Raw genomic sequence first — 25,623 nt, 5'->3', positions numbered from 1 at the left:
GGCAAAAGCCCACCTGAAAACTAGCGGAAGTTTTCAGATACTTTAAAATGTCTACATATTTAATTATTGAAATATTCCTTGGGAATAAATAAGGAATCCACAGAAATTTGTCATCAATCATTGGTCATTAGTCCTTACTACCCCACAAAAAACTTAGAAGAACATCTGTGTTCATCTGTGGACATCTGTGGTAAAAATCCAAATTTATGCACCCCAGCAAAAATCTAGAAGAACATCTGCGTTTATCTGCGCTCAAAAAAAAGTTATATTAAGTAGGTGTGTCAGATACCTTTCATTTTGGATATGATTACTAATTTTCGGCTTATGATGCACCGGAGAACCTGAAAAATGCCACAAAATTAATAACTAGCAACTGGGGTGAAGTAATCAGAAAAAGTGTTATGGAATATGAAAATATCAAGTATGAATTAAAGACTTCTGCTGCCCTGAAACTGTTACGAAGCCAAAATGCAGCATTGATTATCAGCTTTTTATATAAACAGTTTAAGGTTACTCAACGAGTTTCAGTTGCTCAAAGCGAGCTAGAAACAAAGTTGGAAGACTATCTCGATTGTTTGCAGGATATAGAGCCAGAATCTTACCCTCGATCGCCTAAAGAGTATCTGAGTGAATGGTGTGACGATCGGATTTTGAGAAAAACATTTGATAGTGGCGACGAGCCAATATTTACCCTAACTCCAGAAGCAGAGAAAGCGATCGCCTGGTTAGAAGATTTGCAAAAAAGGGATGAATTTATCGGTACAGAATCTCGCTTTCTGCAAATCTTCGACTTATTAAAAGAAATTCAAGACCGCAGTACAACAGATGTGGAAACGCGGATTGCTCAATTAGAACGCGATCGCGATCGCATTCAACAGGAAATTGACCAAATTCGTCAAACAGGAGTTGTTGAACCTTACAACACAACACAATTACAAGAACGATTTTTGTTAGCTAATAAAGTGACTCGTCAACTGATAGCTGATTTTAGAGAAATTGAACAAAACTTTCGCAATTTGACTCGGAAAATTCAGGAGGCACAGTTAGAGAAAGATACCCGTAAAGGAATGGTACTTGGTCGAGTATTAGATGCCGAGCAAGAATTAAAAGAATCCGATCAGGGAAAAAGTTTCTACGCCTTCTGGAATTTTCTGATCTCAGACAGTAAACGCCAAGAACTCAAATCTATGATTCAAAAGGTTTATCAGTTAGAAGAACTGCAACCCTTGACTCAGGAGAATCGTTTACTACATCGGATTGAGCGGAGTTTATTGGATGCGGGAGAATATATCGTGCAATCCAATCATCGCCTCACTGAAAAACTGCGTCAGATCTTGGATGAACGCAATCTCCAAGAAAATCGCCGCGTTGCTGAACTGATTACTGAAGTACAACACCTTGCTTTGAAAGTGGCAGAGGATGCTCCCACAGAACCAGATTTTTGGACATTAGAAGGAGATCCCTCTGTTCATCTGGTGATGGAACGTCCTCTGCACCAGTTGGAAGAAACAGAGGTGCCAACTTTTTCTCTAGATTTTACCGACTTGTCAGATATTACCCTGGATGAGGAAATCGCTGAACTTTACCAACAGTTTTATGTAGATGAGGACTTGTTAGCCAAGCAAATTGATCAAATACTAGAACACTGTTCAACTATTACGCTCACAGATTTGATTCAACTCTATCGAGTGACGCAGGGATTACCCGAAATAGTCGCTTATCTAGCGATCGCCACAGAATCCGATCGCCATTCCATCGAATGTAGTACCATTGATTACATTACCATCCCCAGTTTACAACCAGAAAAGCAACTCAAACTCACCCTGCCACGAATCATCTTCCGCCGCTGATGGCTCAAATGATACAACCGCAACCCTACGCCCCCGTTATTCTCAAACTTCTCCAAGGAGCAATGTATAGCGATGACCCCCATTGGGATCGTTTGCAAAGTTATCTGACGCAGGTTAAGGATTACTTTGGCAAAATTGGTTTGCAGGTTCGGAATGACGAAGCCGAAGGATTTGCTTATCTCGAACAACCAGAACCTGACCCAGAAGATCGTACCGACCCCCCTCTACCTCGTCTAACCGTTCGCCGTCAATTGAGCTTCAAAGTAACGGTTCTCTGTATTTTACTGCGCCAAGAATTGCGACTGTTTGATTCGGGCGATACAACTGGACGGTTGGTGCTGAGTATGGAAAAATTGCGAGATTTGTTACAACCCTACCTACCCGAAGGGAATAATGAGGAAAGATTTCGGCGAGAAGTAGATAGCCTAGTCAAACAAGCGGTAGAATTCGGATTTCTGAAACCCCTGTCTGGACAGGATGAAAATTACGAAGTGCGCCGGATTCTCAAAGCCAAAATTGATGCTGATAACTTGGAACGCTTGAAGCAAAAGCTAGAATCTTATGCAAATGCTCCTACCCCTTGAAGATTTTGATTCTCCTGACAATGCCCACGCAGGCTTTCGTCTGCAAAGGTTTGAAGTACTCAACTGGGGTACATTTGACCAACGCCCCTGGACACTCGATTTGCAAGGAGGAATTGCTTTACTGACAGGGGCAAACGGTTCGGGAAAATCAACTTTAGTGGATGGTTTGCTGACGTTACTCGTTCCCAACAAACGCCGTAACTATAATCAGGCTTCTAGTAGTTCTGGGAAGAAAGAGCGGGATGAAAAAAGCTATGTGCAGGGAGCCTATAGTCGTATTCGATCGGAAGAATCCAAGGGCAAAGATCAGCTATTGCGAGAAAAAGCTACCCTTTCCGTTCTGCTGGCATATTTTAGTAATCAAATCAGCAAGCAAAATGTAACCCTGGCACAGGTGTTATGGATGGAAAATGGTTCGGTGCGAAAGTTTTTTGCGATCGCAGATACTGAATTATCGATCGCCACTCATTTTTCCCAATGTAAAAATATTACTGACCTGAAGAAACAATTAAAAGCAAACAAGGTAGAAATTTTTGAGGAGTTTGTTAAATATAGCCAGCAATTTTGTAAACGTCTCGGTCTGCAATCTGAAAAAGCATTGGATTTATTTAATCAAACGGTCAGCATCAAGGAAATTGGTGGACTCAACGACTTCGTTCGCAATCACATGCTGGAAAAAACCGATGTCCAAACCAAAATCCGCGAGTTACAAGAAAGCTATGAAAATCTTACCATTTCTCACACCGCCATTCAAAATGCCCGGAAGCAGTTGGAGGCATTGCTACCCCTGACAAAAGAAGCAGAAAAGTACAGACAGCTGAAAGATGATGTGTTGAGTTTGCAGAGAGATCAGTCTCTTGCACCGATATTTTTTGCCAGTAAAAAGCTGAATCTGTTGAGCCAACAAATCCAAACGAACGAACAACAAATAACTCAACTTCAACATCAACGAACTGAAAAAGATCGTCAGCTAAACAACTTGCGTCAACAAGAAAAAGACCTGGAATTTACGATTAAACAAGATAGTGTTGGGCAACGACTAAAGGAACTTACGCAACAAATTCAAAGATGCCAGCAGGAAGTTAAGAGTAAGAAGGAAAAGGCAGAAGAGTACGATCGCCTTGCCCAACGATTAACTCTTTCTGAATACAGCGATCTCCAAACCTTCTATTTGGCAATATCCCAAGGAAAAGCACTGAAACAAAAAATTGAAGCTGCCTTACAAACACTAGAGACACAACGAGATGAACAAAAACTAGAGTATGCTAATCAGCAAAAACAACAAACTGAATTAAACGGCGAGTTAACATCTCTTCGTAGCCGGAAAAGCCAGATTCCTAAAACCAATCTTGACATTCGCGATCGCCTACTCGATGACTTAAAACTGAATGATACTGAGCTTCCCTTTATTGGAGAGTTGCTTCAAGTTCGGAAAGAAGCGCAGGAATGGGAAGGAGCTATTGAACGTCTATTACATGGCTTTGGCTTGTGTATTCTAGTTCCCGAATCCCATTATCAAGTAGTAAATGCTTATGTAAATCAAACTCACCTGCGGGGAAGATTAGTTTATTATCGCGTTAAGAGTACGGAAATCAACCCCACACAACGCGCCCTTAATCCCCAGCAAATTCCCTATAAATTGGAAATTAAAGATGATAATAAAATATTCTTTCAATGGTTACGGAATCAATTAGCGCAACAGTTTAACTATGTTTGTTGCGACACCATTGAACAGTTTCACCATGAAACTCGTGCCATTACTCGCACCGGATTGATTAAACATGGTGGAGAACGACATGAAAAGGACGATCGCTCTAAGATTAGCGATCGCAGTCAATATATTTTGGGCTGGAACAATGCCAGCAAGATTAAAGCTCTAGAAGTAGAACTAAAAAAGATTAACCAAGAACTTGCCGAAATTGACCTACAAATTAAATCCTTAGAGCGTCAACGCAGCCAAAGATCGCAACAAAAATCATGGCTGCAAGATTTCATGAAGTTCGCTGATTTTGCTGAAATTGATTGGCGAAAGGCAGATCTCGATCGCCTCAAACTCCAAGAAGAACGGCAACAGCTAGAAGCCAGTTCCGATCGGCTAAAACAACTTGAAATACAACTTCAAGCAACTCAAACAGAAATTAATCAGGCAGAACAACAGCGAGAACGCTTAATTCGAGAAATTCAGACTCTTGAAGATAAACAACAAAAATTTAGGAAAGAACAGAATGAATGTGAGATAAAACTTCGAGAAATTGGAGCCTCAGAAATAGAAGCTTTTGAAAAGCGCATGGCAGTTAAACTTAGGCAATATTCAATGACATTGGAAATGATCGATCGGGATGAAAAAAACCTGAGTGACTACTTACAAGAGCAACTCCGTCAAAAAGAGGGTCAGCAAAATGAGTCTCGAAGCTCACTCGAAAGGCAGATGCAGAATTTTAAGAATGCTTTTCCTGACAAAGTATCTGAGTTAGGTACATCCCTTGATTATTTAGATGAATATCTGCATTTTAAGACCAAAATTGAACAAGATGATTTACCTCGACATGAACAACGCTTTAAGCAACTTATGACTGAGAAAGTAATCATTGCCATTGCCATGTTTAAGAGTTCTTTGGAAAAGCAAGAAGAAGAAATTAAACAAGGCATTGAAGAACTCAACGAATCATTGCAGAAAATCAACTATACAGATTCTACCTATATTAAACTCTGCTGCGATCCGAATCGTCACAAGGAAATTCAAAAATTTAAGGAGGATTTGAAAGTCTGCCTGGGTGATGTGGCGCGGTACAGTGCCGAAGATAATGAAGAACGATTTCAAAATATCCGAACTCATCTAATTGAACGATTCAAATCAGAAGAAAGATGGACAAGCTTAGTCACTGATGTACGTAACTGGTTAGACTTTTCAGTGAGCGAACGTTATCGCTCAGATGATAGCGAGAAAGAACACCATACCGACTCTTCTGGAAAGTCCGGTGGGCAGAAAGTAAAGTTAGCTTATACAATCCTAGCATCTGCGATCGCCTATCAATTCGGGCTAAACCAGGACACAACAAAACAAAGATCTTTCAGATTTGTTGTCATCGACGAAGCATTTAGTAAATCAGACGATAGCAATGCTCGTTACTCAATGGAACTCTTCAAAAACCTAAATCTTCAACTTTTAGTTGTTACCCCAAAAGACAAAATTAATGTAATAGAACCCTATATTTCGAGCCTTCATTTTGTTTCTAATAACACAGAAGGAAACTATTCTAAAATTCACTCTATACCAATCGAAGAATACCGCAATAACCGCCAAGCTACTCTCGGATTAAATCGTGATGAATCCCACTCAAATCAAACAGAAATGTGAGCAACGCTATGCTTCTTTCCTGAGTTCAATTGTCACAGAAGAGAACTTTTTCCCTATTGAGTTCCCAGTTGGCTCTCTCCCCAAAGACTATATTGCTCTACGCGAAGCAGTCACTCAGTTAATAGATAAATCGAAACAGTCTTTAGGTTATGGATACACCCTTGAATTAGAAAATCGAAAAACTCAAAAATATGGATTACAATCTTTGCCTAAGCGCATTATTATCGACAGCGAAAAAGACTATTTAAAGCTAATCAATAAGGAAAAAGAAGTTTTAAATTTCCAGAAAAATGTAGCTTTAATCCGGGGAAAAGTTCCTGAATTGAACTCCTGGATTTATCATAACCCTTTGCAAGTAATTGAGTATAGCGATCGCTGGGATGATTTACTTAAAGTTTGCCAGTATTTTCAACATAATCCCAAGCCTAGCCTTTATATTCGAGAACTCCCGATTCAAGTTCACACAAAATTTATCGAGCAAAATCAAAAAATTATTCGCAGCCTTTTAGAAGTAATTATTCCGGTTGAATACCTTGTATCCATAGAAGGAGAGAAGGATTATACATTTGAAAAACGGTTTTCCTTAAAATATCGTGAACCTCTGATCCGGATTAGGTTTCTAGACCTATCAGTAAAAGTAAAATATGGTTTTCCTGTCGCTGATCTCAGCATCCCTTTATCTGAATTTAGACAACTAAACTTAGACATACATCACTGTTTCATTACTGAAAACTTGATGAATTTTCTAACTCTACCCCCTTTAGAAAATAGCTTAGCAACATTTGGTAGCGGCTATGCCATTCAAACCTTAAAAACTGCCAGATGGCTATCGCAGTGTCCTATCTTTTATTGGGGAGATTTAGATGTTGATGGGTTTAAAATACTATCCCAACTAAGGTCTTATTTTCCTCAAACAATCTCCATTATGATGGATATGAAAACATTTGAAACCTTTGACGAATTTGCGGTTTCTGTGGTGGTAGCAACCGCCGAAAATTTACCTCATCTGACTTCTGAAGAAAAAACTCTCTATACTCACCTTGCACTTCATCAAAAACGTCTGGAACAAGAACGTATCAGTCAAGATTACGCCAATCAATTTCTCTATAATTTAATGCAGCAACCGTTTTGAGTTAATCTGAGCAGTGGGTTATTTATCCTCTCTCAACTATTAACTTAATCTCTAGTAACCCAAGTTGCTAGTTATAAGATTAGTCTTATTCTTTGTACGTTGTTGGGCTTTAGCCCTCTTATCAAACCTGGCATAAGAGGGCTAAAGCCCAACAACGTACCTTTATGTAAATAACTAGCAACTTGCGTTAGTAAAATTAACCAAACTTCCTGACAGCCAGAATTTAAATACTCTAAAGTAAAAATTTTCGATTTTAAATTTTTGGTTTCAGTCCATTAAAATGGACTTGAGCTATTAGCCCGGAAATTGATTTCCGGGCGGGCTAAAAGCACAGGTGTAAGACTCAGCTAAATGAATTTGAGTCTTTATGGTATCCTAAACAAATTTACCCAGCGCAGCTTCATAAGAAACGAAATAACTTTAATTTAAACTTTTAAATGTTTATCCCGCTCTTGAATTTCCTCAATCCCAAAAACCGCTGAAAACTTCAACCCAACGGACTTATAAAACTCTTCACCACCCTGCTTTCTATCCACCAAAGAAATCACTTCTTCCACAGTGTAACCAGCTAGGCGCAATCTCTCCACCGCCTTCATTGCAGACTGTCCAGTAGTCACCACATCTTCCAAAACTACCACCTTTGCACCATCTGGTAAATTTGGCCCTTCCACGTAAGCTTTTGTACCATGACCTTTAGCTTCTTTTCTGACAATTAAAGCGGGAATTGGGCGATTTTCTAAAGCAGAAATTACACTTACAGCTGATACGATCGGATCGGCACCCAAAGTTAACCCAGCTACACCTTGCGTATCTGCGGGTAACATTGATAAAAGTAAACGTCCGATCGCCAAAGCCCCTTGCGGATGCAAAGTCACTTGTTTACCATTAATGTAATAAGAACTCTTTTGCCCAGAAGAAAGGACAAAATCTCCAGATTGATACGCCAACTGACAAAATAAATCTAGGAGTTCCTGCCGTAAACTCGTCAAATCAGATGAAGTTTTAATTCCACTAGTCATTACAGTAATTAATCTAAATCAGCCAACCATGATCTTAGACTGAAAGATAGGCTAATATTTGGAAAAAAGTGAGGGTGAAATTATGGTCATGCGCCTTAGCAGTTTGATAGCAGCATTAACGCTGAGTGCTGCCACTAGTTTATTTGCCACTACTGCCAAAGCTCAATTCGGAGTAGATTGTACAAACGGCATAGATTGTGTCAACCCTTTTCCCCCAACAGGTTACACACTAGATGAAGCAATGGATCGTGCCTATTACAGGTTCGATAAGCCAGCTTACCAAGATCAACTTTTGCCCAGACAACTTTACTACATTTTTGGCCCCAGCCTCAACCCGTTTCGCGGCAATTACCCAGAAATTGAAATTACCCAGGACGTTCAGGAAGTTCATAACCTTTACGTAGAAGCTCTGAGATTGCAAAATACTAGTGGCCCAGTGTTGCGAACTAGAAACTTACCCAACCCTTACAACTCCTCTTTGTTGCAACTCCAAAATAGTTTTATTACTAACCCAAACCGAGTTCCCGGAGTCGAACTTTACAACGAAGAATTACCCCCACAGTAGATTATTGCCACAAAGTTCGTAGTAGGGACTTTAGTCCTATTTGCCAACACACAGCGGACTGAATTCCCTACTAGCAAGCAACTAGGGGTGATTCTACTTAGTTGAAAATCGGCAGTGCAGGAGTCGAACCTGCCTGAGGCGAATTATGAGTTCGCTGCCTAATCCGCTCGGCCAACTGCCGGAAAAAGATTTTTGCCTACAAAGCGGTATAAACACAGTGTTTTATAATACCACTTCCAAGACATCCCAGCTATAAGCTCTTTAATTGTATAATCAATCAGGTAAATTCGACAAGCTTTAAAGCCAGCTGAGTATAATTGAGCGTTAGTGGAAGCAAAATGGCGAAAAATATAACATCCATAAAAAGATTGAACCCAACAGCAGTACTGACAATTACTTTGCTAGCACTGATGCTTGTGGGGGGCTTTTTGAGTGGAATATGGGGGTTTGCTTTAGGTAGGGAAGCTCTCAAAGGAGTCAGTCAACCAGATGCTCGTCCAACAGCCAAAAAGAACCAGAAAGACTCCCAGTTGGCTTCAAAACCCCTGATTTTTCTCAAAGAAGCCGATATCATTAAGACTGTAAAAACTCGGATACAGGAGAAGGGGAACCAAACCAAACCGGAAAAGAAAGAAGCAGACAGTAATACCGACAATAAGTTAATTGCCAAAGCTGAAGCCGCTCAAAAACCGCCAACTCAGCCAGGGTTTCCTATTACCACCAAAGATAAGGGTGTAGTGTTGGAAATTCGTTCAACTCGTCAGCAAGAAGGTTTTTTAATGCTGGATGTTAGCTTAAAGAATGAAAGCTCTCAACCAGTACAGTTTGTTTATACTTTGTTAGATGTTACTGATAACTGGGGAAGACCTTTAAGCGCTAATATAGAAGGTTTGCCAGGACAATTACCTGCTAATAGTCAGGCATTTACTGGGACAGTAAATATTCCGAATTCGGTGTTGGAAAATGCCGAGCAACTTTCTTTAACGTTAACAGATTATCCCGAGCAAAAAATTCGGCTGCAAGCTGTTGGTATTCCCGTTGCCAAATCTAGTAATTAATTAGTAACCCTTTTTTAGTAATAATAGTTTTTCCTTAAATGTTTGCCACTGTTGTGGTTTTGTTAGTGACCAATCAGGGATTGAGTAATCAAGTTCCCATAGTTCTCACTTGGTCAGATGTGGGATTTCGGATTTTGTCGGTGTTGTTGCTAATTGCAATCAACGCTTTTTTTGTTACTGCTGAGTTTTCTATGGTTTCGGTGCGTCGATCGCGCATCAACCAATTAGTCAACTCCGGCGACATTCCGGCAAAAACCGTTCAAGATTTGCAACGGAGTATCGATCGCTTACTTTCAACTACCCAACTGGGAATTACCCTTTCCAGTTTAGCTTTGGGTTGGATTGGCGAAAATACAATGGCGATATTAGTCGCCAGCTTTTTGACTCGCTTACCATTACCTCGATCGCTAAATCAAATGATGGCTCATACTTTAGCCATTCCCCTAGCTTTTTTCCTAATTGCTTATTTACAAATTGTTTTAGGCGAGTTGTGTCCTAAATCAGTTGCCTTACTTTATTCGGAACAATTAGCTAGATTTTTAGGGCCACCAAGTTTAGCGATCGCACGCTTTTTTAACCCCTTCATTTGGATTTTAAATCAATCCACTCGCTTTTTATTAAGACTAGTGGGAATTCGTTACACTGGGCAAGGTTGGCGAACACCAGTTACCCCCGAAGAATTACAACAAATTATCACCACTTCTACCGAATCAACAGGGTTAGAAGCTGAACAAAGAGAACTGTTAAGAAACGTCTTTGAATTTGGCGATATTACCGCAGAAGAAGTAATGATTCCCCGCATTAGTATTGCCGCTATTCCTAGTACCGCCACCTTCCGAATACTACTTTATGAAATCGCCGCCAATGGTCACTCCCGCTACCCAGTTATGGGAGAATCTTTAGATGATATTCGGGGCATTATTGACTTTATCGAATTAGCTGAACCTTTAGCCCAAGGAAATCTGAATTTAGATACTCCCATTCAACCTTGGATTCGTCCAGTGAGATTCGTTCCCGAATACACACCATTGAGTCAATTGTTGCCGATGATGCAGCGATCGCACCAGCCAATGGTAATGGTAGTGGATGAATTTGGCGGCACTGCTGGATTAGTCACAATTAATGATTTAATTGCCGAAATAATCGGTGATACTAACGAACCGGAAAACCCCGAAGAACTAATCATTCAAAGTTTAGATGAACAAAGCTTCTTAGTCCAAGCACAAATAAATTTGGAAGAACTTAACGACCTGTTAGACTTCAATTTACCTTTAACTAATGAATACCAAACATTAGCAGGTTTCTTACTTTACCAAGCCCAAAAAATTCCCCAAGTTGGAGAAAGTTTAATCTATAATAACTTAGAATTTACAGTGATGTCTGCCCAAGGGCCTAGATTACATCAAATTCGCGTCCGTCGCCTCGACTCAACTTCAGATTTGATGGAAAATAGCAGCGAAATAAATCCTGTAAATAAAACTAAGAATCCCACAACCAATGACACCAGTTCCGACTCTGACCTTATTTCAGATTAAATGAACAGCTAATTAGGAAAAAATTCAACATTCATCGCTTGTTCTGGAGTATAAGGACAAACTTCAGGAAACACCTGTTCATCTAACAGAGTCTCTTTAATTGCTAAAGCTAAACCAAGTTCGTAAGCATCAAGAAAACCCTGACTTAAATATGCTTTTAGACTAGGGCTATCCTGCAAAAGCAATTTAATTTGAATCCGCTGCTCGCGAATAGTACCTAACCAACTATTGCTCCGCTTTTCTGATTGAAATTGCCACTTTAGTAAATGTCCCAATAACACACCTAATCGATTTCTTAATTCCTGGCGCTCTTTCCTACCCAAACTTTCAATTTCCTCAATTAAATTAAATGTGTCTAACCTATTCCACTGCTGAGTTCTGAGCAAATTAACTTGCTGTAGCGTCCAAGCATAAAAATCTCTTTCATAAAGGTCAGAACTAGAACTTATCTCCATTTTAAATCTTTAGTTAACGGCTACTTACTAATAATAATTTACTGAAGAAACTGAGGACTGGGTAAATTTAGTAGGTTGGGTTTTTGTTCCACCCAACCTAATTCTGATGGACTGTCTACGCTGCTTTACTTTGCTTGCGAGAACGCCAACCCAAACCAACTAAAGCTAATAGTCCAACAAGCATACCTGGTTCTGGAACACTTTGAGGTTCAAGCAAATTTTCACCGTCAAAAACAAGTCCTGTGTCAAAGTTGGCGAGTTCTAACTCATCGAGAATGAAGCTTTCTACAGAGATACTATCATCAAACCAATTATAGCGATCGGCTAATGGAGCCTCTGCTTGACGATTCCAGCCTGCACCCGATGAAGTTGTGCCAGAACTGCCAGCAATAGTGGGAGCAGAACGTCCTAATAACTGAGCAAGATAATTAGCCGCACCGCGAATCCAATTAACAGAAGATGACACGCGAACTGAAGCTGAGATATCGCCGTAGTCTGCATTCAAAGAGCCATCAGTGGCGCTGATAAACGAATGAACGCCAGCAACCCGACCGTCGATGAACATTCCACCACCGCTATCTCCCGGAGCCAATTGATATTCTAACTTTATTAAAATTCCTAATCAAAGTAATTTGGGTTAATAATAGCAAAAATGCCCAAACAACATCCAAAAATATCAGCATTAATCCTGAACAGACATTATAATTATATAAAAATCCTGCTAACTAAGTATTTTTACTAATTAAATGAAATTTAAAATAGTCTATTTTTCGGCATAATCCACCGGATCTTTTAAACCCAATTCCGCAAAAGCCGCTAAACGTAAGCGACAAGAATCACAAACACCGCAAGCTTTTTCCCCACCAGCATAACAAGACCAAGTTTTTTCCCAAGGCACACCTAAACTATTACCTAATTGAATAATTTCTGTTTTTCTTAAATCAATTAAAGGCGCAACAATTTTAATTGGTTCACTGATCTGACCTTGCTTAGTTCCCAAACGAAAAACTTCCTGCATTGCTTGGATATAATCAGGACGGCAATCTGGATAACCAGAATAATCCAAAGCATTGACCCCAATGTACACCTTGGATGCACCGATCGCTTCGGCATATCCCAGCGCAAAACTCAAGAAAATCGTATTTCTCGCAGGCACATAAGTAATTGGAATACTTTGTCCCATCTGGGAGAGCGATCGATCGATCGGCAAATCAATCTGATTATCCGTCAGCGCCGAACCCCCCCACAAACGTAAATCAAAACTCACAACTTGATGTTCCTTAACCCCAGCAAATCGCGCAATCTCATGCGCTGCGGCTAATTCCCGACGATGACGCTGCTGATAATCAAACGAAAGTGCATAACAATCTAACCCATCCTTTCGAGCTTGATAGAGCACAGTTGACGAATCTAAGCCCCCAGATAGTAAAATCACCGCTTTCATCATCTTTCCCCTTTCGCTACTCCTTCTAGCTTTTGTTTTCGACGGTTTGAGCCAACAGCATAAAAAGCCCTCTTGGTCAACGTAACCTGTGTAGGAACTTTGAGTCTGCTTATAAATTCTTAATCAATGGAGCCACTATGTTACCATCTGGATGGTTTTTGACGGCTATAAGTAAAAAGACCGATCGTGGTGTAGGAGCATACCAGAGTGCAAGAAAGCATCTCCGTAAGATTTGCAAATGCTTATATGCAACGAAATATAGAACCGTTGCGAATTGGGGTCATCGGAGTAGGTAACATGGGGCAACATCATACCCGTGTCTTAAGCCTACTCAAAGATGTCGAACTAGTCGGAGTGGCAGATATTAACGTAGAACGTGGCTTAGACACTGCCAGTAAGTATCGCGTGCGCTTTTTTGAAGATTACCGCGACCTACTGCCTCATGTAGAGGCAGTTTGCATTGCCGTACCGACTCGCTTGCATCATTCAGTAGGAATGACCTGTCTGCAATCAGGCGTTCATGTTTTGATTGAAAAACCGATCGCAGCTAGCATCAACGAAGCTGAATCCCTAGTAAATGCAGCCGCCCAATCCGGGCGCATTCTCCAAGTCGGACACATTGAACGCTTTAACCCAGCATTCCAAGAACTGAGCAAAGTCCTCAAAACCGAAGAACTGCTGGCACTAGAAGCACACCGCATGAGTCCCTACTCAAACCGAGCTAACGATGTCTCTGTCGTCTTGGATTTAATGATTCATGACATAGACTTGTTGCTGGAATTAGCAGGTGCGCCAGTGGTGAAATTAACCGCCAGTGGTAGTCGTGCTTCTGATTCTGGTTATTTGGATTATGTAACCGCTACTTTAGGCTTTAGCAACGGCATTGTGGCAACTCTGACTGCTAGCAAAGTCACCCACCGCAAAATCCGCCGCATTGCTGCCCATTGTAAAAACTCTCTGACTGAAGCCGACTTCCTCAATAACGAAATTCTGATTCATCGCCAAACTACCGCCAACTACATGACTGATTACGGTCAAGTACTCTATCGGCAAGATGGTCTAATTGAGAAAGTTTACACCAGCAATATTGAACCGCTCCATGCAGAATTGGAGCATTTTGTCAATTGCGTGCGTGGTGGCAATCAACCTTCTGTAGGTGGCGAACAAGCTCTCAAAGCTTTGCGTTTAGCAAGCTCAATCGAGCAAATGGCGCTAGATGGTCAAATTTGGCATCAGAAAGAGATAGAGCGCCTTAATAATCAATCACCTTTGCAGGTGTAAATTTAACCAATTGTTTCTTCCCTGTCTGTAATGGCTGATGATTTTAGCTCTAATAATTGTCCAATAGATTGAGTAATTGCTTGGCTAACTTGCAAATTACCTTGATAACTGAGGTGAATATGATCCCTATATAAACTTTCTTTGGACTTGGCAGAGTTAAAAAAAGGCAAAAAATCCAGATATAAAATTTGTTTGCTGGCAGTGAATTCGGTAAGACGTTGGCGTTCTTTAATCTCGTAATCACGGGGCCCAGGTTCGCCAACTTCTCGCAATAATGGTGTCATTGCTAGCAAAAATTTGCTGTTGCTAGATTTGGCGTTCGCCCCAATTTCCTCAATAGCTGCTAAATTAAACCCAACTCGATCGCCTTCTTCCTGATTCAAAGCCGTTAATTCCGGTATATTTGGTGCAGGCAAAACATAGCGAGTCACAACTTCTTGTAATGCCAACAAAGGTTTTTGAGCGGGGTAATTGCGATCGCGTCCCACCTGTAAACTAGAAGGCGCAGTAGCAAACAAATCATCAGTATTAATTAACAACACCACCACTTGCGCCCCAAAAGTACCAAACCTTTTTAAATAAGCTAACTCATTCCTCGGCCCCCAAGAATTTGCCGAAGCATTCAGAACTTCCACTTCCCTAAACTCATCTTTGGCAACAGTAGCTTTTAACCCACTTGCCATCATTGCCGATAAAATATCAGCTTGATCCGTCCACCAACCCCCATTGGCGATCGAATCTCCCAACAACAACACCCGCAAAGTTGACTCCGGGCAAGTTACAGAAATCGCCCCACCCCGCATCGAATACTCATTAATCTCAATGCGATTCCCAAATCGCCGCGTTTGCTGATTCGGCGCTAGCAAATAACCAATCTCTGCATCTGTAATATAAATTAATGGATTGCCGAAGCCAAAGCGCGATCGTAATCCCACTTCCAAAATTAACAACAAAACAAAAACCGTCGCCAAAACTATCAGCAATACTTTCATAGGTATTTTCTCCCCCCACTTATACTCATCTATAATCCTCCGTTCGTTGCAAGCACTTCAGTACTAAAAAACTTTCTAAAGATATGTTTAATTCTTGAGTTTTGTACCATAAGGTAATAGACGAAGGTAGCAACAGCTAGTTAATTTAATAATTGAAACCTTTATTTTCTACAACTTTGCAGCGCTATGACAGACTTAAATCGTGGCATTATGAAATTCGAGGGAGCCGACACCCCCAAAGCTGTTACTATTTCAGCAATCATAGTTCTAGGTACCATTGTCGGCTTAATAGTTTGGGCAATCAGTTCCGCTTACGCCGTCGGCTAGAAAAAGGCAGGGGGAGCTCTTGAGCAGGGAAAAATAAAGATTAATGGTTAATGGTTAATGGTTAAATTTAATTCCCCTTGTCCCCTTGTCCCCCCATCCCCCCATCCCCCCATCCCCCCATCCCCCCATCCCTGCAACTCTTAAATTGGTGTGAGTTTGTACAATAAAACTGCTTTTCTTCCTCTAATCTGAGGACGTTGCAATAGAAAATATTAAATTCTGGGCAAACTACCAGAAGGCAACGTTGAACTGAGGCAAGAAGAAAAAATGGTACAACTTACACCAAATCCTAGTTATAGTTTAGCTATTCGCATTGAATTACCTAACCGTGCCGGAATGTTAGCCAGTGTGACTCAGGCGATCGCTTCCGTTGGTGGTAATCTAGGACAAATTGATTTAATCGAGCAATCACGTCACGTTTCGATTCGGGAAATTACCGTTGATGCTGCCAGTTTGGAACAAGATGAGGAAATTATTCAAGCAGTTAAGGCAGTACCCGATGTCAAAATCATTGAAATTTACGATCGCACTTTCAATCTACATAGAGGCGGAAAACTCAGCGTCAACAGCAAAATTGGCTTAAAAAGCCAATCTGACTTAGCAATGGCTTATACTCCTGGTGTGGGTAGAATTTGCACTGCGATCGCCCAAGACCCAGAAAAAGTTTACAGCCTCACCATCAAACAAAACACAGTGGCGATCGTTACCGATGGTAGCGCCGTCTTAGGATTAGGCAACTTAGGCCCTGCTGGTGCAATGCCAGTTATGGAAGGCAAAGCCATGTTATTCAAAGAATTTGCTGGTATTGATGCCTTCCCCATTTGTCTTTCCACCCAAGACACCGAAGAAATTATTCGCACCGTGAAAAATATTGCCCCCGTTTTCGGTGGCGTTAACCTAGAAGACATTGCCGCACCCCGTTGTTTTGAAATTGAAAGGCGACTGCGACAAGAATTAGACATTCCCGTATTTCACGATGACCAACATGGTACTGCGATCGTTAGCTTAGCAGCCTTAATTAACGCCCTGAAATTAGTCAAAAAAACCTTATCAGAAGTTCGCATTGTCATTAACGGTGCAGGCGCAGCTGGAATCGCCATTGCCCGCTTACTCAAAAAAGCAGGCGCAGAAACCATCTGGATGTGTGACTCCAAAGGCATTATCTCCCACAGTCGCACCGACCTCAACGAAGAAAAACGCGAATTTGCCGTCAAAGCCCAAGGTTCTCTCGCCGGAGCCCTCCAAGGCGCAGATGTTTTCCTCGGCGTTAGCGTTCCTGGTGTTCTCACCCCGGAAATGGTCAAATCAATGGCAAAAGACCCCATAGTTTTTGCAATGGCAAACCCCATTCCCGAAATCCAGCCAGAATATATTGTCTCAGATGCCGCAGTCATCGCCACAGGTCGTAGCGACTACCCAAACCAAATTAATAATGTTTTAGCCTTCCCTGGCGTATTTCGAGGAGCCCTAGACTGTCGCGCCACCACCATCACCACCACCATGTATTTAGAAGCTGCTTATGCCATTGCTTCCCTAGTTAGTCCCACTGACCTCAGCGCTGAACAAGTCATCCCTTCCGTGTTTGACAAACGAGTTGCCACAGCTGTTGCCAGTGCAGTTCAACAAGCAGCACGCTTAGAAGGTGTCGCCCGTTGTTAATAGAAAAGAGCGACAAAAAAGCTTTCGTTCTGAATTAACACCCCTAAAATTCGCTGCTCCCTTATGCAGCGAATTTTGACACTCACGCCAGCTAAAAGCGAAGCAACCTGATAAATCTTCAAATCGCAATCCCATTTCAAAATCCTTGGCAAACTGTACCAATTGCTTTGAAATCAGATGGTTAATATGGGTCATGATACGTCTTTCACGTTGCTCTAATCGTTTTACTTCCTTATTCCCAAACAAAAAGTTGCTCTGGAAAATATTGAACCAATTGTTGATGCTTTAACTACGGGGAAAGTCACTCATGATTATCCGATTACCGTTGAAGAAGCTACAGAATTAGGTTTACCAATTACAGTCGGGTTGCCTAACGCTATTTACAATTTAATGGAACTATATCCCCAATCTCAAGGTGGAAAACCTTCCGTAATGTATATTCCCATGCCTTACGAAAGTCGTCCAGCTTTACCGGAACCAAAAGGTAGACCTTTGCCGGAAAATGGTCAAGTTTAAGTGTAGATAATCTCAGGTTTTGTGTCTAGCACCAAAATCTTTAATCGCGTCAGGAGAAAAGGGGATAGGGTAAGGGAATATCCCACCTTGACCCTTTTCTCTTTCCCTTTTTCCTGTGGAGTATTAATGATGACACCAGTACACAAATTAATCATTAAAAAGAAACGGCTAACGCGAAAACTGATATTTGAAAGAGTGATGGCTGCGATCGCCCTAGCCAACCTAACCCTAGTTATATTTGATATAACATACATACCTTGGCGCAACTTCTGGCTACAGGGTAATATCAGACTGGGTAATTTAACAGTTAAAGTTCCTTTACCCCCGATTACTAAATGGTACGATCCAGTTAAAGGCATTGAACCACATCGAGACACAGCACGTTATTTAAACACAGTAAACCAACTAGAAAAACAAATACCACAAACAGGATTACAGTCACCTCAAGTAGAAAAAATGTTAGCAGACTTGCGACTGCAAAGCACAGAAATGATTGAGACAAATCCTTTTGCAGTTGCTAACAAAACAGGTACATTAGAAAAAATTAAAAATCGGATGCGGCGACATCTCGACAATGAATCTTCCAAAGCATCTTTTCGAGAATTTTGGAGTTATTCCTTTCTATCCCAAAGAGGTTGGGAAGAGGAATTAGCTTTTTTTAAAATCCGAATTAAACCGTTAATTGAAACTAATTATTTCCGTCCAGTAGGCGAAAACGGTGAACCAGTTGATTTTTTCTTTGTTCGCATTGACTGGATATTTTTCCTAATTTTTACTATTGAATTAATCGCCAGAGTAATTTATATTAGTCGCACCCATAAAGGCGTAAGTTGGCGAGAAGCAATCTTATGGCGTTGGTATGACATTTTCTTACTTTTACCGTTTTGGCGCATTTTAAGAATAATTCCAGTTGCCATGAGACTCAAAGAATCTAAAATCAGCAGTTTCGATAAATTCCAACGACACTTGAACCAAATAATTATTGCTAACTTTGCCGAAGAAATTATCGAAGTAGTCGTAGTAGGAGTAATCGAGCAAATGCAATCTTCCATTCGGCGGGGAGATGTAAGCGATTGGTTATCTCACTCCCAAAATCGCCCTTATATCGACCTCAATGATATTGATGAAGTCGCAGAAATTAGTAACATAATCACCAAATTAGCAGTTTACCGAATTTTGCCGAAAGTACAGCCAGACATTGAATTATTACTGCGGCATAATATAGAAAGCGTGCTGCAAAATTTACCAGCTTACCGCAGTTTACTAGGTATTCCCGGATTAACCAACTTACCAAAACAATTAACCGAAAAATTGGTAGCAGAAATTTCCCAAACCACATATCAAGGTTTAACAGCAGCGATCGAAGATCCCGTAGGTGCTAAACTATCAGGAAATTTGGTAAATCATTTAGGGGAAGCGATCGCGCAAGAAGTAAAAAATCAACATACCATAGAAAGAATTCAGAGCTTACTAATTGATATGCTCGAAGAAATCAAAATTAACTACGTCGAACGCCTATCTCATGAAGATATGGAACAAATAATAGAACAAACCCGACAACTGCGCCAAAGAAGCGAACCCAAAGCAGTAGAAATTCTCCCCTACAAGCGAAAGTAAACCCGAGCGATCGAAAAACCAGAGTCAGCGTGAACTACCCCACCGTAGAGACGGATGGGGAATTCTGCCCGACATTTGAGTTAAGCAAGACTTTAGCTAATCCGTAAGTTAGAATACAATCAAGACTGTGACGCAGTAAAAGTAAAACCAAGAAACCTTCTGAAAAGAACAGTAGATCGCAGAGGTAGCTTGGTAATACTGGCGCTATCTCTCCTAATCAAGAGCAGGAAAGTCTTAAGTAATCGGTTCCCCTAATCCCCGGAAGTCAACCGAGGGATTTTGTTGAAGGAATAATTCTTTCATGGGAAGTGGGTATTTGCCCCACTTTTTTTATTGGAGTTGACGGATGACTCATCCCTTAGTACCACAAATAATCGAAATCGCTAACCCCATTGCCGAAGCCTTATGCTTAGAAGTTGTGGGCGTAGTATTTCACACCAACCAAAGCCCTCCCGTATTGCGAGTAGACATTCGGAACCCTGTGCAAGACACTAGTTTAGATGACTGCGAACGGATGAGTCGGGCCCTAGAAACCAGCTTAGATGCCACAGACGTAATCCCAGACGCTTATGTACTGGAAATTTCCAGTCCGGGGATTTCTCGCCATCTATCCAGCGATAGAGAGTTTATCTCCTTTAAAGGATTTACAGTACTCGTCAATACATCCGAACCTTATGAAGGCAAAAGTGAGTGGCGAGGAAAACTGATCAAGCGAGATGAGACATCAGTTTACTTGAACCAAAAAGGACGGGCGATCGCCATTCCCCGTCCCTTAATTAGTAGGGTGCAACTGGAAGAGAAAGAGTAGCACTAATCGATTTTAGATTGCCGATTTTCGATTTTTGGTTCCTGCTGTACTGTCGCCTAGCCTGTGCGTAGGATCGATCGCTAATCTAAAATTCACCCACCAGACTGTCACCGCAAAAAAACAAATAGGAGGCTTTTTACTTGTGACGATCGTTAAATTACCAGGACTAAAAGACTTAATAGAAAGCATTAGTCGAGAACGTAACTTACCCAAACACTCCGTTAAAGAAGCACTGCGCGAAGCACTTCTCAAAGGATACGAACGTTATCGACGCACGCAAAACATGGATCGGCGGCACTTTGACGACAACTACTTCGACAACTTAGAAGTCGAACTAGACGTAGAAGAAGAAGGCTTTCGCGTTCTCGCCACCAAAAGCATAGTGGAAAAAGTCGCCAACCCCGACCACGAAATCGCCCTCGATGAAGTCAAAGAAGTCGTCGAAGAAGCCCAACTAAGCGACACCGTAGTATTGGATGTCACGCCGGATCAAGGCGAATTTGGGCGCATGGCAGCGATTCAAACCAAACAAGTACTCTCCCAAAAACTGCGAGATCAGCAACGGAAATTAATTCAAGAAGAATTCCAAGACTTAGAAGGAACAGTTTTACAAGCCAGAGTCTTGCGGTTTGAACGGCAATCAGTAATCCTGGCTGTCAAGAGTAACTTTGACCAACCAGAAGTCGAAGCCGAACTACCCAAACGAGAACAACTACCCAACGACAACTACCGCGCCAACGCCACCTTTAAAGTATTTCTGAAAAAAGTTCGGGAAGGCCCGCAAAGAGGCCCACAACTGCTAGTATCCAGAGCATCAGCCGGATTAGTAGTTTACCTATTTGCCAACGAAGTCCCAGAAATTGAAGACGAAGTGGTACGGATAGTCGCCGTAGCAAGGGAGGCTAATCCGCCCTCACGTTCCCTTGGCCCTCGGACTAAAATAGCAGTAGATACGTTAGAAAGAGACGTAGACCCAGTAGGTGCTTGCATTGGCGCTAGAGGTTCGCGGATTCAAGTAGTAGTCAACGAATTACGGGGAGAGAAAATCGACGTAATTCGCTGGTCCCCCGATCCGGCTACTTACATTCAAAATTCCCTCAGTCCAGCCAGAGTCGAAGAAGTGCGGTTAGTGAACCCCGAAGGTCGGCAAGCTCACATTCTCGTTACCGAAGATCAACTAAGTTTAGCTATTGGCAAAGAAGGGCAGAACGTTCGGCTAGCAGCCCGTTTAACTGGTTGGAAAATCGATATTAAAGATATTGCCAAGTACGACGCAGCAGCGGAAGACCAGAAAATTGCTGAGGCAATAGCCAAAGGACAAGCCGCCAGCATGGATGCCCAGACAGGAGATAGCGTCAGAATCTACAGCTTAGATGATGATACAGAAGAAACAGACTACGATGAAGATACATCTGTGCCAGAAGATGAAGAATAAGAGTGAAAGCTAACTATCGACGTTGTATCAGTTGCCGGAAGGTAGATTTAAAGTCAAATTTTTGGCGCATTGTCAGAGTCTATCCATCCCGGCAGGTACAATTAGATGAGGGCATGGGGCGATCGGCCTATCTTTGTCCCCAAGCCAGCTGTCTGGAAACAGCACAGAAAAAAAATCGCTTGGGCAAGACATTAAGAGCAACCGTACCCCCAGAGCTATATCAAACCTTATGGCAACGTTTATCCAATCAGCCTGAAACAGCGAATCCTACACCTCCAAAGGCGAGCCAGGGAGACTCTTGAGATGGGGGGATGGGGAGACTCTTGAGATGGGGAGCAAGAAAAGTCTTTAACTCAAAACTCAAAGCTCAAAACTTTACTTCTACCTTCTGCCTGTTCCCTTTCCTCGCCAAAAAGTCCCGCTTTAGACCAATAGCCGAAAAATCAGTTGGCTCATGCCATGCTATTGGATGCCACAATAGTAGAAGTTATAGTTAAAGAACCAATGGAGTTAAATAAATAGCGATAACAAGCACATTTAAGAAAAATTTGGTGCAACATTAGAAGAGTGGGTGTGAAGCGTTTGCCAATCGCCTGGGAGCAATCCGACTATTTGACGGACGCAGGCAAAAACAACTACTTTAGAAGTGGACTCTGAATTTATTAACCTATTTCAGAGGCCCCAGTCAAGTAAAAAGCTTTCATAGGTTTTTCCTTGACAACACCAACACTGTTTGAACTCCGCCAAAGGAGGCAGCGTTCCAATGATGTAATCAACTATCAAGCAACAGTGGCTCTATCGAAAAGAGTAACCACTGGTAGGATTCAAGGGGAAAGCGTGGATGAACAACGGCAAAGTCAGAATTTACGAGTTATCACGGGAATTGAATTTGGAAAATAAGGATATCCTTGCTATTTGCGACCAGCTGCGAATTCCGGTAAAAAGCCATAGCAGCACCATTCCAGACGCGGATGCAGAACGCATTCGTACAGCTGCGGAAAAATACACCGCTCAGCATTCTTCTCCAACTAAAGAGGTAATGAATCGAGTCTCAACATCAGGTTCTAGAAATAACCACAACACACAAGCTAGCGCTAATGCGCCCGGATTGGGAGCTAAACCTAATGCTCCCAAAAAACAACAGATTTTAGGAATTCGCCAGCATCAGGAGATCTCCAACAACAACCCAGGCAAGCCACAGGGGCCAACAGTTGCGATTCCCCCCAGAGCGCCAGTTAACAATCAGCCAACGCAGTCATCCGTAAAACCGACAGCGCCGAACAAACCAGTGCGTCCCAATCCTCAACCGGAGACGATCGCTAAGCCAGCAGATACGGACAGGGAAACATCGGATGATAAACCGGATGGTAAACCGGATGGTAAACCCAAACCATCACAAAATTCAACTGTTACTGCTGCGGTAGCACCAAAACCCAAGCTGGTTGAACCACCACCAAGACCAAATGCGCCCAGCGCTAACGTCCCGCTGCCAACACCACGACCTCAACCGCAACAACCGCAACAACCGCAACCAGCACAGGCAGTTGAGCAGCCAAAGCCAGACCAACCCAAGAGCGAGCAACCCCGGAAAAAACTCAAACCAGTAGGACAACCAAAGGATCGGCAAGAAAGACCGGAAAAAGTTGCCCCTACAGGTGAGAAACCAAATCGACCAGCCGCAGTTGCCGCACCAGTACCAGCAATCCCAGAACTGCAACGCCCTAAACCGCCAGTCAGACCAACCGCCCCCGCAGCGTTGAAACCTACTGGTAGAACTGTTGCTGAAGAAGATGTAGAACCAGTAATACCTGAAGATATAGATTTAGACGGCAAACAACGCAAGGCAGACAAAGAACTGAAGCGACCTGTGGCGATTCCGCCAAGGACACCGCCCAAGAGAAAGAAATGGGAAGAAGAGGAAGAAGAACAACCGCAAAAGGCGGCGAAGCTGGCTGGTAAGGGTAAACGCAGCAAGCAAATCATTGATGAAGACGAGATTGACTTTGACGATCCCGAACTCGATGCTTTAGCTCCGGCGATTCAAGTCAGTTTATCTGTAGCTCGTCCACCGAAGCCAAAAGCAGCCAAACCAGCACAGCCTACACCTGTTGCTACACCAACAGCCAGAGTTAAACCTTCACGAGATGGAGGTAGCGCTAATCGAGCAGCTAACAACAGGCGCAATCGTGAAGAAGTAGCACCAGAACGCCCACAAAAGCTAGTATTAACGGGCAATATGACCGTGCAGGAACTAGCCGCAGCTTTGGGAATAGCGGAAACGGAAATCATCAGACGGTTATTCATGAAGGGAATTCCCGTTAGCGTGACCCAAAACTTGGATAAGGCTACTATAACAATGGTGGCAGACGAAATAGGTGTAGAAGTAGAAACTGCTCAGAAGCAATCGGAAGCTACTAAGGGTAGCGAGATGATTGATGCTGAAGACCTGGAATACCTAGAGCGTCGTCCTCCAGTTGTTACCATCATGGGTCACGTCGATCACGGTAAAACCAGCTTGTTGGATGCAATCCGAGCTAGCAAAGTGGCTCAGGGAGAAGCAGGCGGGATTACTCAGCATATTGGTGCTTACCACGTAGATGTTCAGCATAACGACGAAACTCAACAGGTCGTATTTCTGGATACTCCGGGTCACGAAGCCTTTACTGCGATGCGGGCAAGGGGAGCTAGAGTCACAGATATTGCCGTGTTAGTGGTCGCTGCTGATGATGGGGTACAACCTCAGACAGTGGAAGCGATTAGTCACGCTAAAGCTGCGGAAGTGCCAATTTTGGTGGCAATTAACAAGATTGATAAGCCAGAAGCGCAGCCCGATCGCGTTAAGCAAGAATTAACCGAATTTGGTCTAGTACCCGAAGAATGGGGCGGCGAAACCATTATGGTGCCAGTGAGTGCCATCCAAAAAGAAAATTTGGATACACTTCTGGAAATGATTCTGCTGATCGCTGAAGTAGATGAACACCTCTTGGCTAACCCGAATCGGGCAGCTAAAGGTACTGTAATTGAAGCTAACCTGGATAAATCTAGAGGGCCTGTGGCTACTCTGTTAGTTCAAAATGGTACTTTGCAGGTCGGTGATATCCTGGTTGCAGGATCGGCCTTCGGTAAAGTTCGGGCGATGATTGACGATCGCGGTCAGCGTGTCGATGCCGCAACACCTTCGTTCGCTGTAGAAGTCTTAGGTTTGGGCGATGTTCCCGCAGCAGGTGATGAGTTTGAAGTCTACCAAGATGAGAAGAAAGCTAGAGTAACTGCCGAAGCACGCGCCGAACAACAACGGCAATCTCGCTTGATGCGCGGTGTGACTCTGACTACCCTCTCGGCGCAAGCTCAAGAAGGAGAACTCAAAGAACTCAACTTGATCTTGAAAGCAGATGTTCAAGGTTCTCTAGAAGCGATTATCGGCTCATTACAACAATTGCCCCAAAATCAGGTGCAAATTCGGATCTTGTTAGCAGCACCAGGGGAAGTTACCCAGACAGACGTTGACCTAGCCGCAGCAAGTAACGCTGTAATTATTGGCTTCAACACTACCCTGGCTAGTGGCGCACGCCAAGCCGCTGACCAAGCTGGCATTGATGTCCGCGAGTACAACATCATTTACAAACTCTTGGAAGACATCCAAGGGGCGATGGAAGGCTTGCTGGAACCAGAATTGGTAGAAGAACCCCTTGGTCAAGTGGAAGTCCGGGCTGTGTTCCCTGTGGGTCGAGGTGCGGTTGCTGGTTGTTACATTCAATCTGGCAAGGTGATCCGTAACTGCAAAGTGCGGGTACGCCGCAATGGTCAAGTGATTTACGAAGGCTCTTTGGATTCCTTGAAACGGATGAAGGAAGATGCCAGAGAAGTCAATGCCGGATTTGAGTGCGGTATCGGTATCGATAAGTTCAACGACTGGCAAGAAGGCGACATTATCGAAGCTTACCGCATGGTGACGAAACGCCGGACTTTGACTGGCAGTTAGGTCAAA

General features: G+C 42.6%; 21 protein-coding genes, 1 tRNA gene and 2 pseudogenes. 17 read left to right on the top strand and 7 right to left on the bottom strand.

What is annotated here, in order from left to right; translation table 11 throughout:
* Positions 1-401 precede the first annotated feature (401 nt).
* The 4 genes from ACE1CI_RS25235 to ACE1CI_RS25220 are packed head-to-tail and all read left to right on the top strand — an operon-like array spanning position 402 to position 6,924.
* Positions 402-1,850, top strand: a complete 1,449-nt coding sequence (locus tag ACE1CI_RS25235; protein WP_496615798.1) for a DUF3375 family protein — start codon at positions 402-404, stop codon at positions 1,848-1,850.
* Positions 1,850-2,434 carry a DUF4194 domain-containing protein gene (locus ACE1CI_RS25230; RefSeq protein WP_413264630.1) on the top strand — a complete coding sequence of 195 codons (585 nt, stop codon included), beginning with the start codon at positions 1,850-1,852 and terminating at the stop codon, positions 2,432-2,434. The genes ACE1CI_RS25235 and ACE1CI_RS25230 overlap by 1 nt, the downstream gene beginning before the upstream one ends.
* Positions 2,412-5,792: an ATP-binding protein gene (locus ACE1CI_RS25225; RefSeq protein ID WP_413264631.1), complete on the top strand. Its 3,381-nt coding sequence runs from the start codon at positions 2,412-2,414 to the stop codon at positions 5,790-5,792. The genes ACE1CI_RS25230 and ACE1CI_RS25225 overlap by 23 nt, the downstream gene beginning before the upstream one ends.
* Positions 5,761-6,924, top strand: coding sequence for a DUF3322 domain-containing protein (locus ACE1CI_RS25220; RefSeq protein ID WP_413264633.1), 1,164 nt, complete (start codon positions 5,761-5,763; stop codon positions 6,922-6,924). The genes ACE1CI_RS25225 and ACE1CI_RS25220 overlap by 32 nt, the downstream gene beginning before the upstream one ends.
* Before the next feature lie 425 nt (positions 6,925-7,349).
* Here the strand turns inward: ACE1CI_RS25220 and pyrE are convergent, their stop codons facing one another.
* The gene (gene pyrE, locus ACE1CI_RS25215) at positions 7,350-7,943 is read right to left on the bottom strand and encodes an orotate phosphoribosyltransferase (protein WP_413266238.1); all 594 of its coding nucleotides are present in this window, start codon (positions 7,941-7,943) and stop codon (positions 7,350-7,352) included.
* 82 nt (positions 7,944-8,025) lie between these two features.
* On the opposite strand from pyrE, the gene ACE1CI_RS25210 reads away from it, so the two are divergent.
* Positions 8,026-8,508 (top strand): hypothetical protein, encoded by a 483-nt coding sequence (locus tag ACE1CI_RS25210; protein ID WP_413266239.1) that lies wholly within the window; start codon positions 8,026-8,028, stop codon positions 8,506-8,508.
* Between the two features lie 108 nt (positions 8,509-8,616).
* Here the strand turns inward: ACE1CI_RS25210 and ACE1CI_RS25205 are convergent.
* Positions 8,617-8,689 (bottom strand) — tRNA-Ile (locus ACE1CI_RS25205).
* Between the two features lie 157 nt (positions 8,690-8,846).
* Here ACE1CI_RS25205 and ACE1CI_RS25200 point away from each other — a divergent pair.
* Positions 8,847-9,566 (top strand): hypothetical protein, encoded by a 720-nt coding sequence (locus ACE1CI_RS25200; protein ID WP_496615797.1) that lies wholly within the window; start codon positions 8,847-8,849, stop codon positions 9,564-9,566.
* 38 nt (positions 9,567-9,604) lie between these two features.
* Positions 9,605-11,101 carry a hemolysin family protein gene (locus ACE1CI_RS25195; protein WP_413266241.1) on the top strand — a complete coding sequence of 499 codons (1,497 nt, stop codon included), beginning with the start codon at positions 9,605-9,607 and terminating at the stop codon, positions 11,099-11,101.
* Positions 11,102-11,109: 8 nt separating this feature from the next.
* Here the strand turns inward: ACE1CI_RS25195 and ACE1CI_RS25190 are convergent, their stop codons facing one another.
* The 3 genes from ACE1CI_RS25190 to queC form a co-directional block, all read right to left on the bottom strand.
* Positions 11,110-11,556, bottom strand: coding sequence for a DUF29 domain-containing protein (locus tag ACE1CI_RS25190; RefSeq protein WP_413266242.1), 447 nt, complete (start codon positions 11,554-11,556; stop codon positions 11,110-11,112).
* 115 nt (positions 11,557-11,671) lie between these two features.
* Entirely contained in the window at positions 11,672-12,148 is a 477-nt protein-coding gene (locus ACE1CI_RS25185; protein WP_413266243.1) for a PEP-CTERM sorting domain-containing protein, read from the bottom strand.
* Positions 12,149-12,319: 171 nt separating this feature from the next.
* Positions 12,320-13,000: a 7-cyano-7-deazaguanine synthase QueC gene (gene queC / locus ACE1CI_RS25180; RefSeq protein ID WP_413266290.1), complete on the bottom strand. Its 681-nt coding sequence runs from the start codon at positions 12,998-13,000 to the stop codon at positions 12,320-12,322.
* A 246-nt stretch (positions 13,001-13,246) separates the two neighbouring features.
* On the opposite strand from queC, the gene ACE1CI_RS25175 reads away from it, so the two are divergent.
* Entirely contained in the window at positions 13,247-14,281 is a 1,035-nt protein-coding gene (locus tag ACE1CI_RS25175; protein ID WP_413266244.1) for a Gfo/Idh/MocA family oxidoreductase, read from the top strand.
* A 2-nt stretch (positions 14,282-14,283) separates the two neighbouring features.
* Here ACE1CI_RS25175 and ACE1CI_RS25170 read toward each other — a convergent pair whose 3' ends face one another.
* Entirely contained in the window at positions 14,284-15,273 is a 990-nt protein-coding gene (locus ACE1CI_RS25170; RefSeq protein WP_413266245.1) for an SGNH/GDSL hydrolase family protein, read from the bottom strand.
* A 210-nt stretch (positions 15,274-15,483) separates the two neighbouring features.
* Here ACE1CI_RS25170 and ACE1CI_RS25165 point away from each other — a divergent pair, with 210 nt between their 5' ends.
* Positions 15,484-15,600, top strand: a complete 117-nt coding sequence (locus ACE1CI_RS25165; RefSeq protein WP_459564110.1) for an RNA polymerase subunit sigma — start codon at positions 15,484-15,486, stop codon at positions 15,598-15,600.
* 267 nt (positions 15,601-15,867) lie between these two features.
* On the top strand, positions 15,868-17,259 hold the full coding sequence (locus ACE1CI_RS25160) for a malic enzyme-like NAD(P)-binding protein (protein ID WP_413266246.1): 1,392 nt from the start codon (positions 15,868-15,870) through the stop codon (positions 17,257-17,259).
* Positions 17,260-17,367: 108 nt separating this feature from the next.
* Here the strand turns inward: ACE1CI_RS25160 and ACE1CI_RS25155 are convergent.
* Positions 17,368-17,493: pseudogene (locus ACE1CI_RS25155) on the bottom strand (RNA-guided endonuclease TnpB family protein); the annotation flags it as partial.
* On the opposite strand from ACE1CI_RS25155, the pseudogene ACE1CI_RS25150 reads away from it, so the two are divergent.
* The 7 genes and pseudogenes from ACE1CI_RS25150 to infB form a co-directional block, all read left to right on the top strand.
* Positions 17,494-17,775 (top strand): annotated as a pseudogene (locus ACE1CI_RS25150) (SDH family Clp fold serine proteinase); the annotation flags it as partial. It lies immediately after the preceding pseudogene.
* Positions 17,776-17,901: 126 nt separating this feature from the next.
* The gene (locus ACE1CI_RS25145) at positions 17,902-19,392 is read left to right on the top strand and encodes a hypothetical protein (protein WP_496615796.1); all 1,491 of its coding nucleotides are present in this window, start codon (positions 17,902-17,904) and stop codon (positions 19,390-19,392) included.
* Positions 19,393-19,738: 346 nt separating this feature from the next.
* Positions 19,739-20,200, top strand: coding sequence for a ribosome maturation factor RimP (gene rimP / locus ACE1CI_RS25140; protein ID WP_413266248.1), 462 nt, complete (start codon positions 19,739-19,741; stop codon positions 20,198-20,200).
* Between the two features lie 142 nt (positions 20,201-20,342).
* Positions 20,343-21,635, top strand: a complete 1,293-nt coding sequence (nusA, locus tag ACE1CI_RS25135) for a transcription termination factor NusA (protein WP_413266249.1) — start codon at positions 20,343-20,345, stop codon at positions 21,633-21,635.
* A 2-nt stretch (positions 21,636-21,637) separates the two neighbouring features.
* A complete protein-coding gene (locus ACE1CI_RS25130) occupies positions 21,638-21,937 on the top strand; it encodes a YlxR family protein (RefSeq protein ID WP_413266250.1) in 300 nt (99 codons plus the stop codon).
* Positions 21,938-22,349: 412 nt separating this feature from the next.
* On the top strand, positions 22,350-22,535 hold the full coding sequence (locus ACE1CI_RS25125; RefSeq protein ID WP_413266251.1) for a hypothetical protein: 186 nt from the start codon (positions 22,350-22,352) through the stop codon (positions 22,533-22,535).
* Positions 22,477-25,617 carry a translation initiation factor IF-2 gene (gene infB / locus ACE1CI_RS25120; RefSeq protein WP_413266252.1) on the top strand — a complete coding sequence of 1,047 codons (3,141 nt, stop codon included), beginning with the start codon at positions 22,477-22,479 and terminating at the stop codon, positions 25,615-25,617. Before ACE1CI_RS25125 ends, infB begins: the two co-directional genes overlap by 59 nt.
* Positions 25,618-25,623 lie beyond the last annotated feature (6 nt).

The organism is Floridaenema flaviceps BLCC-F50, assembly GCF_041929275.2.
Lineage (GTDB): Bacteria > Cyanobacteriota > Cyanobacteriia > Cyanobacteriales > Aerosakkonemataceae > Floridanema > Floridanema flaviceps.
This window is presented reverse-complemented; position numbering and strand designations above follow the sequence as displayed.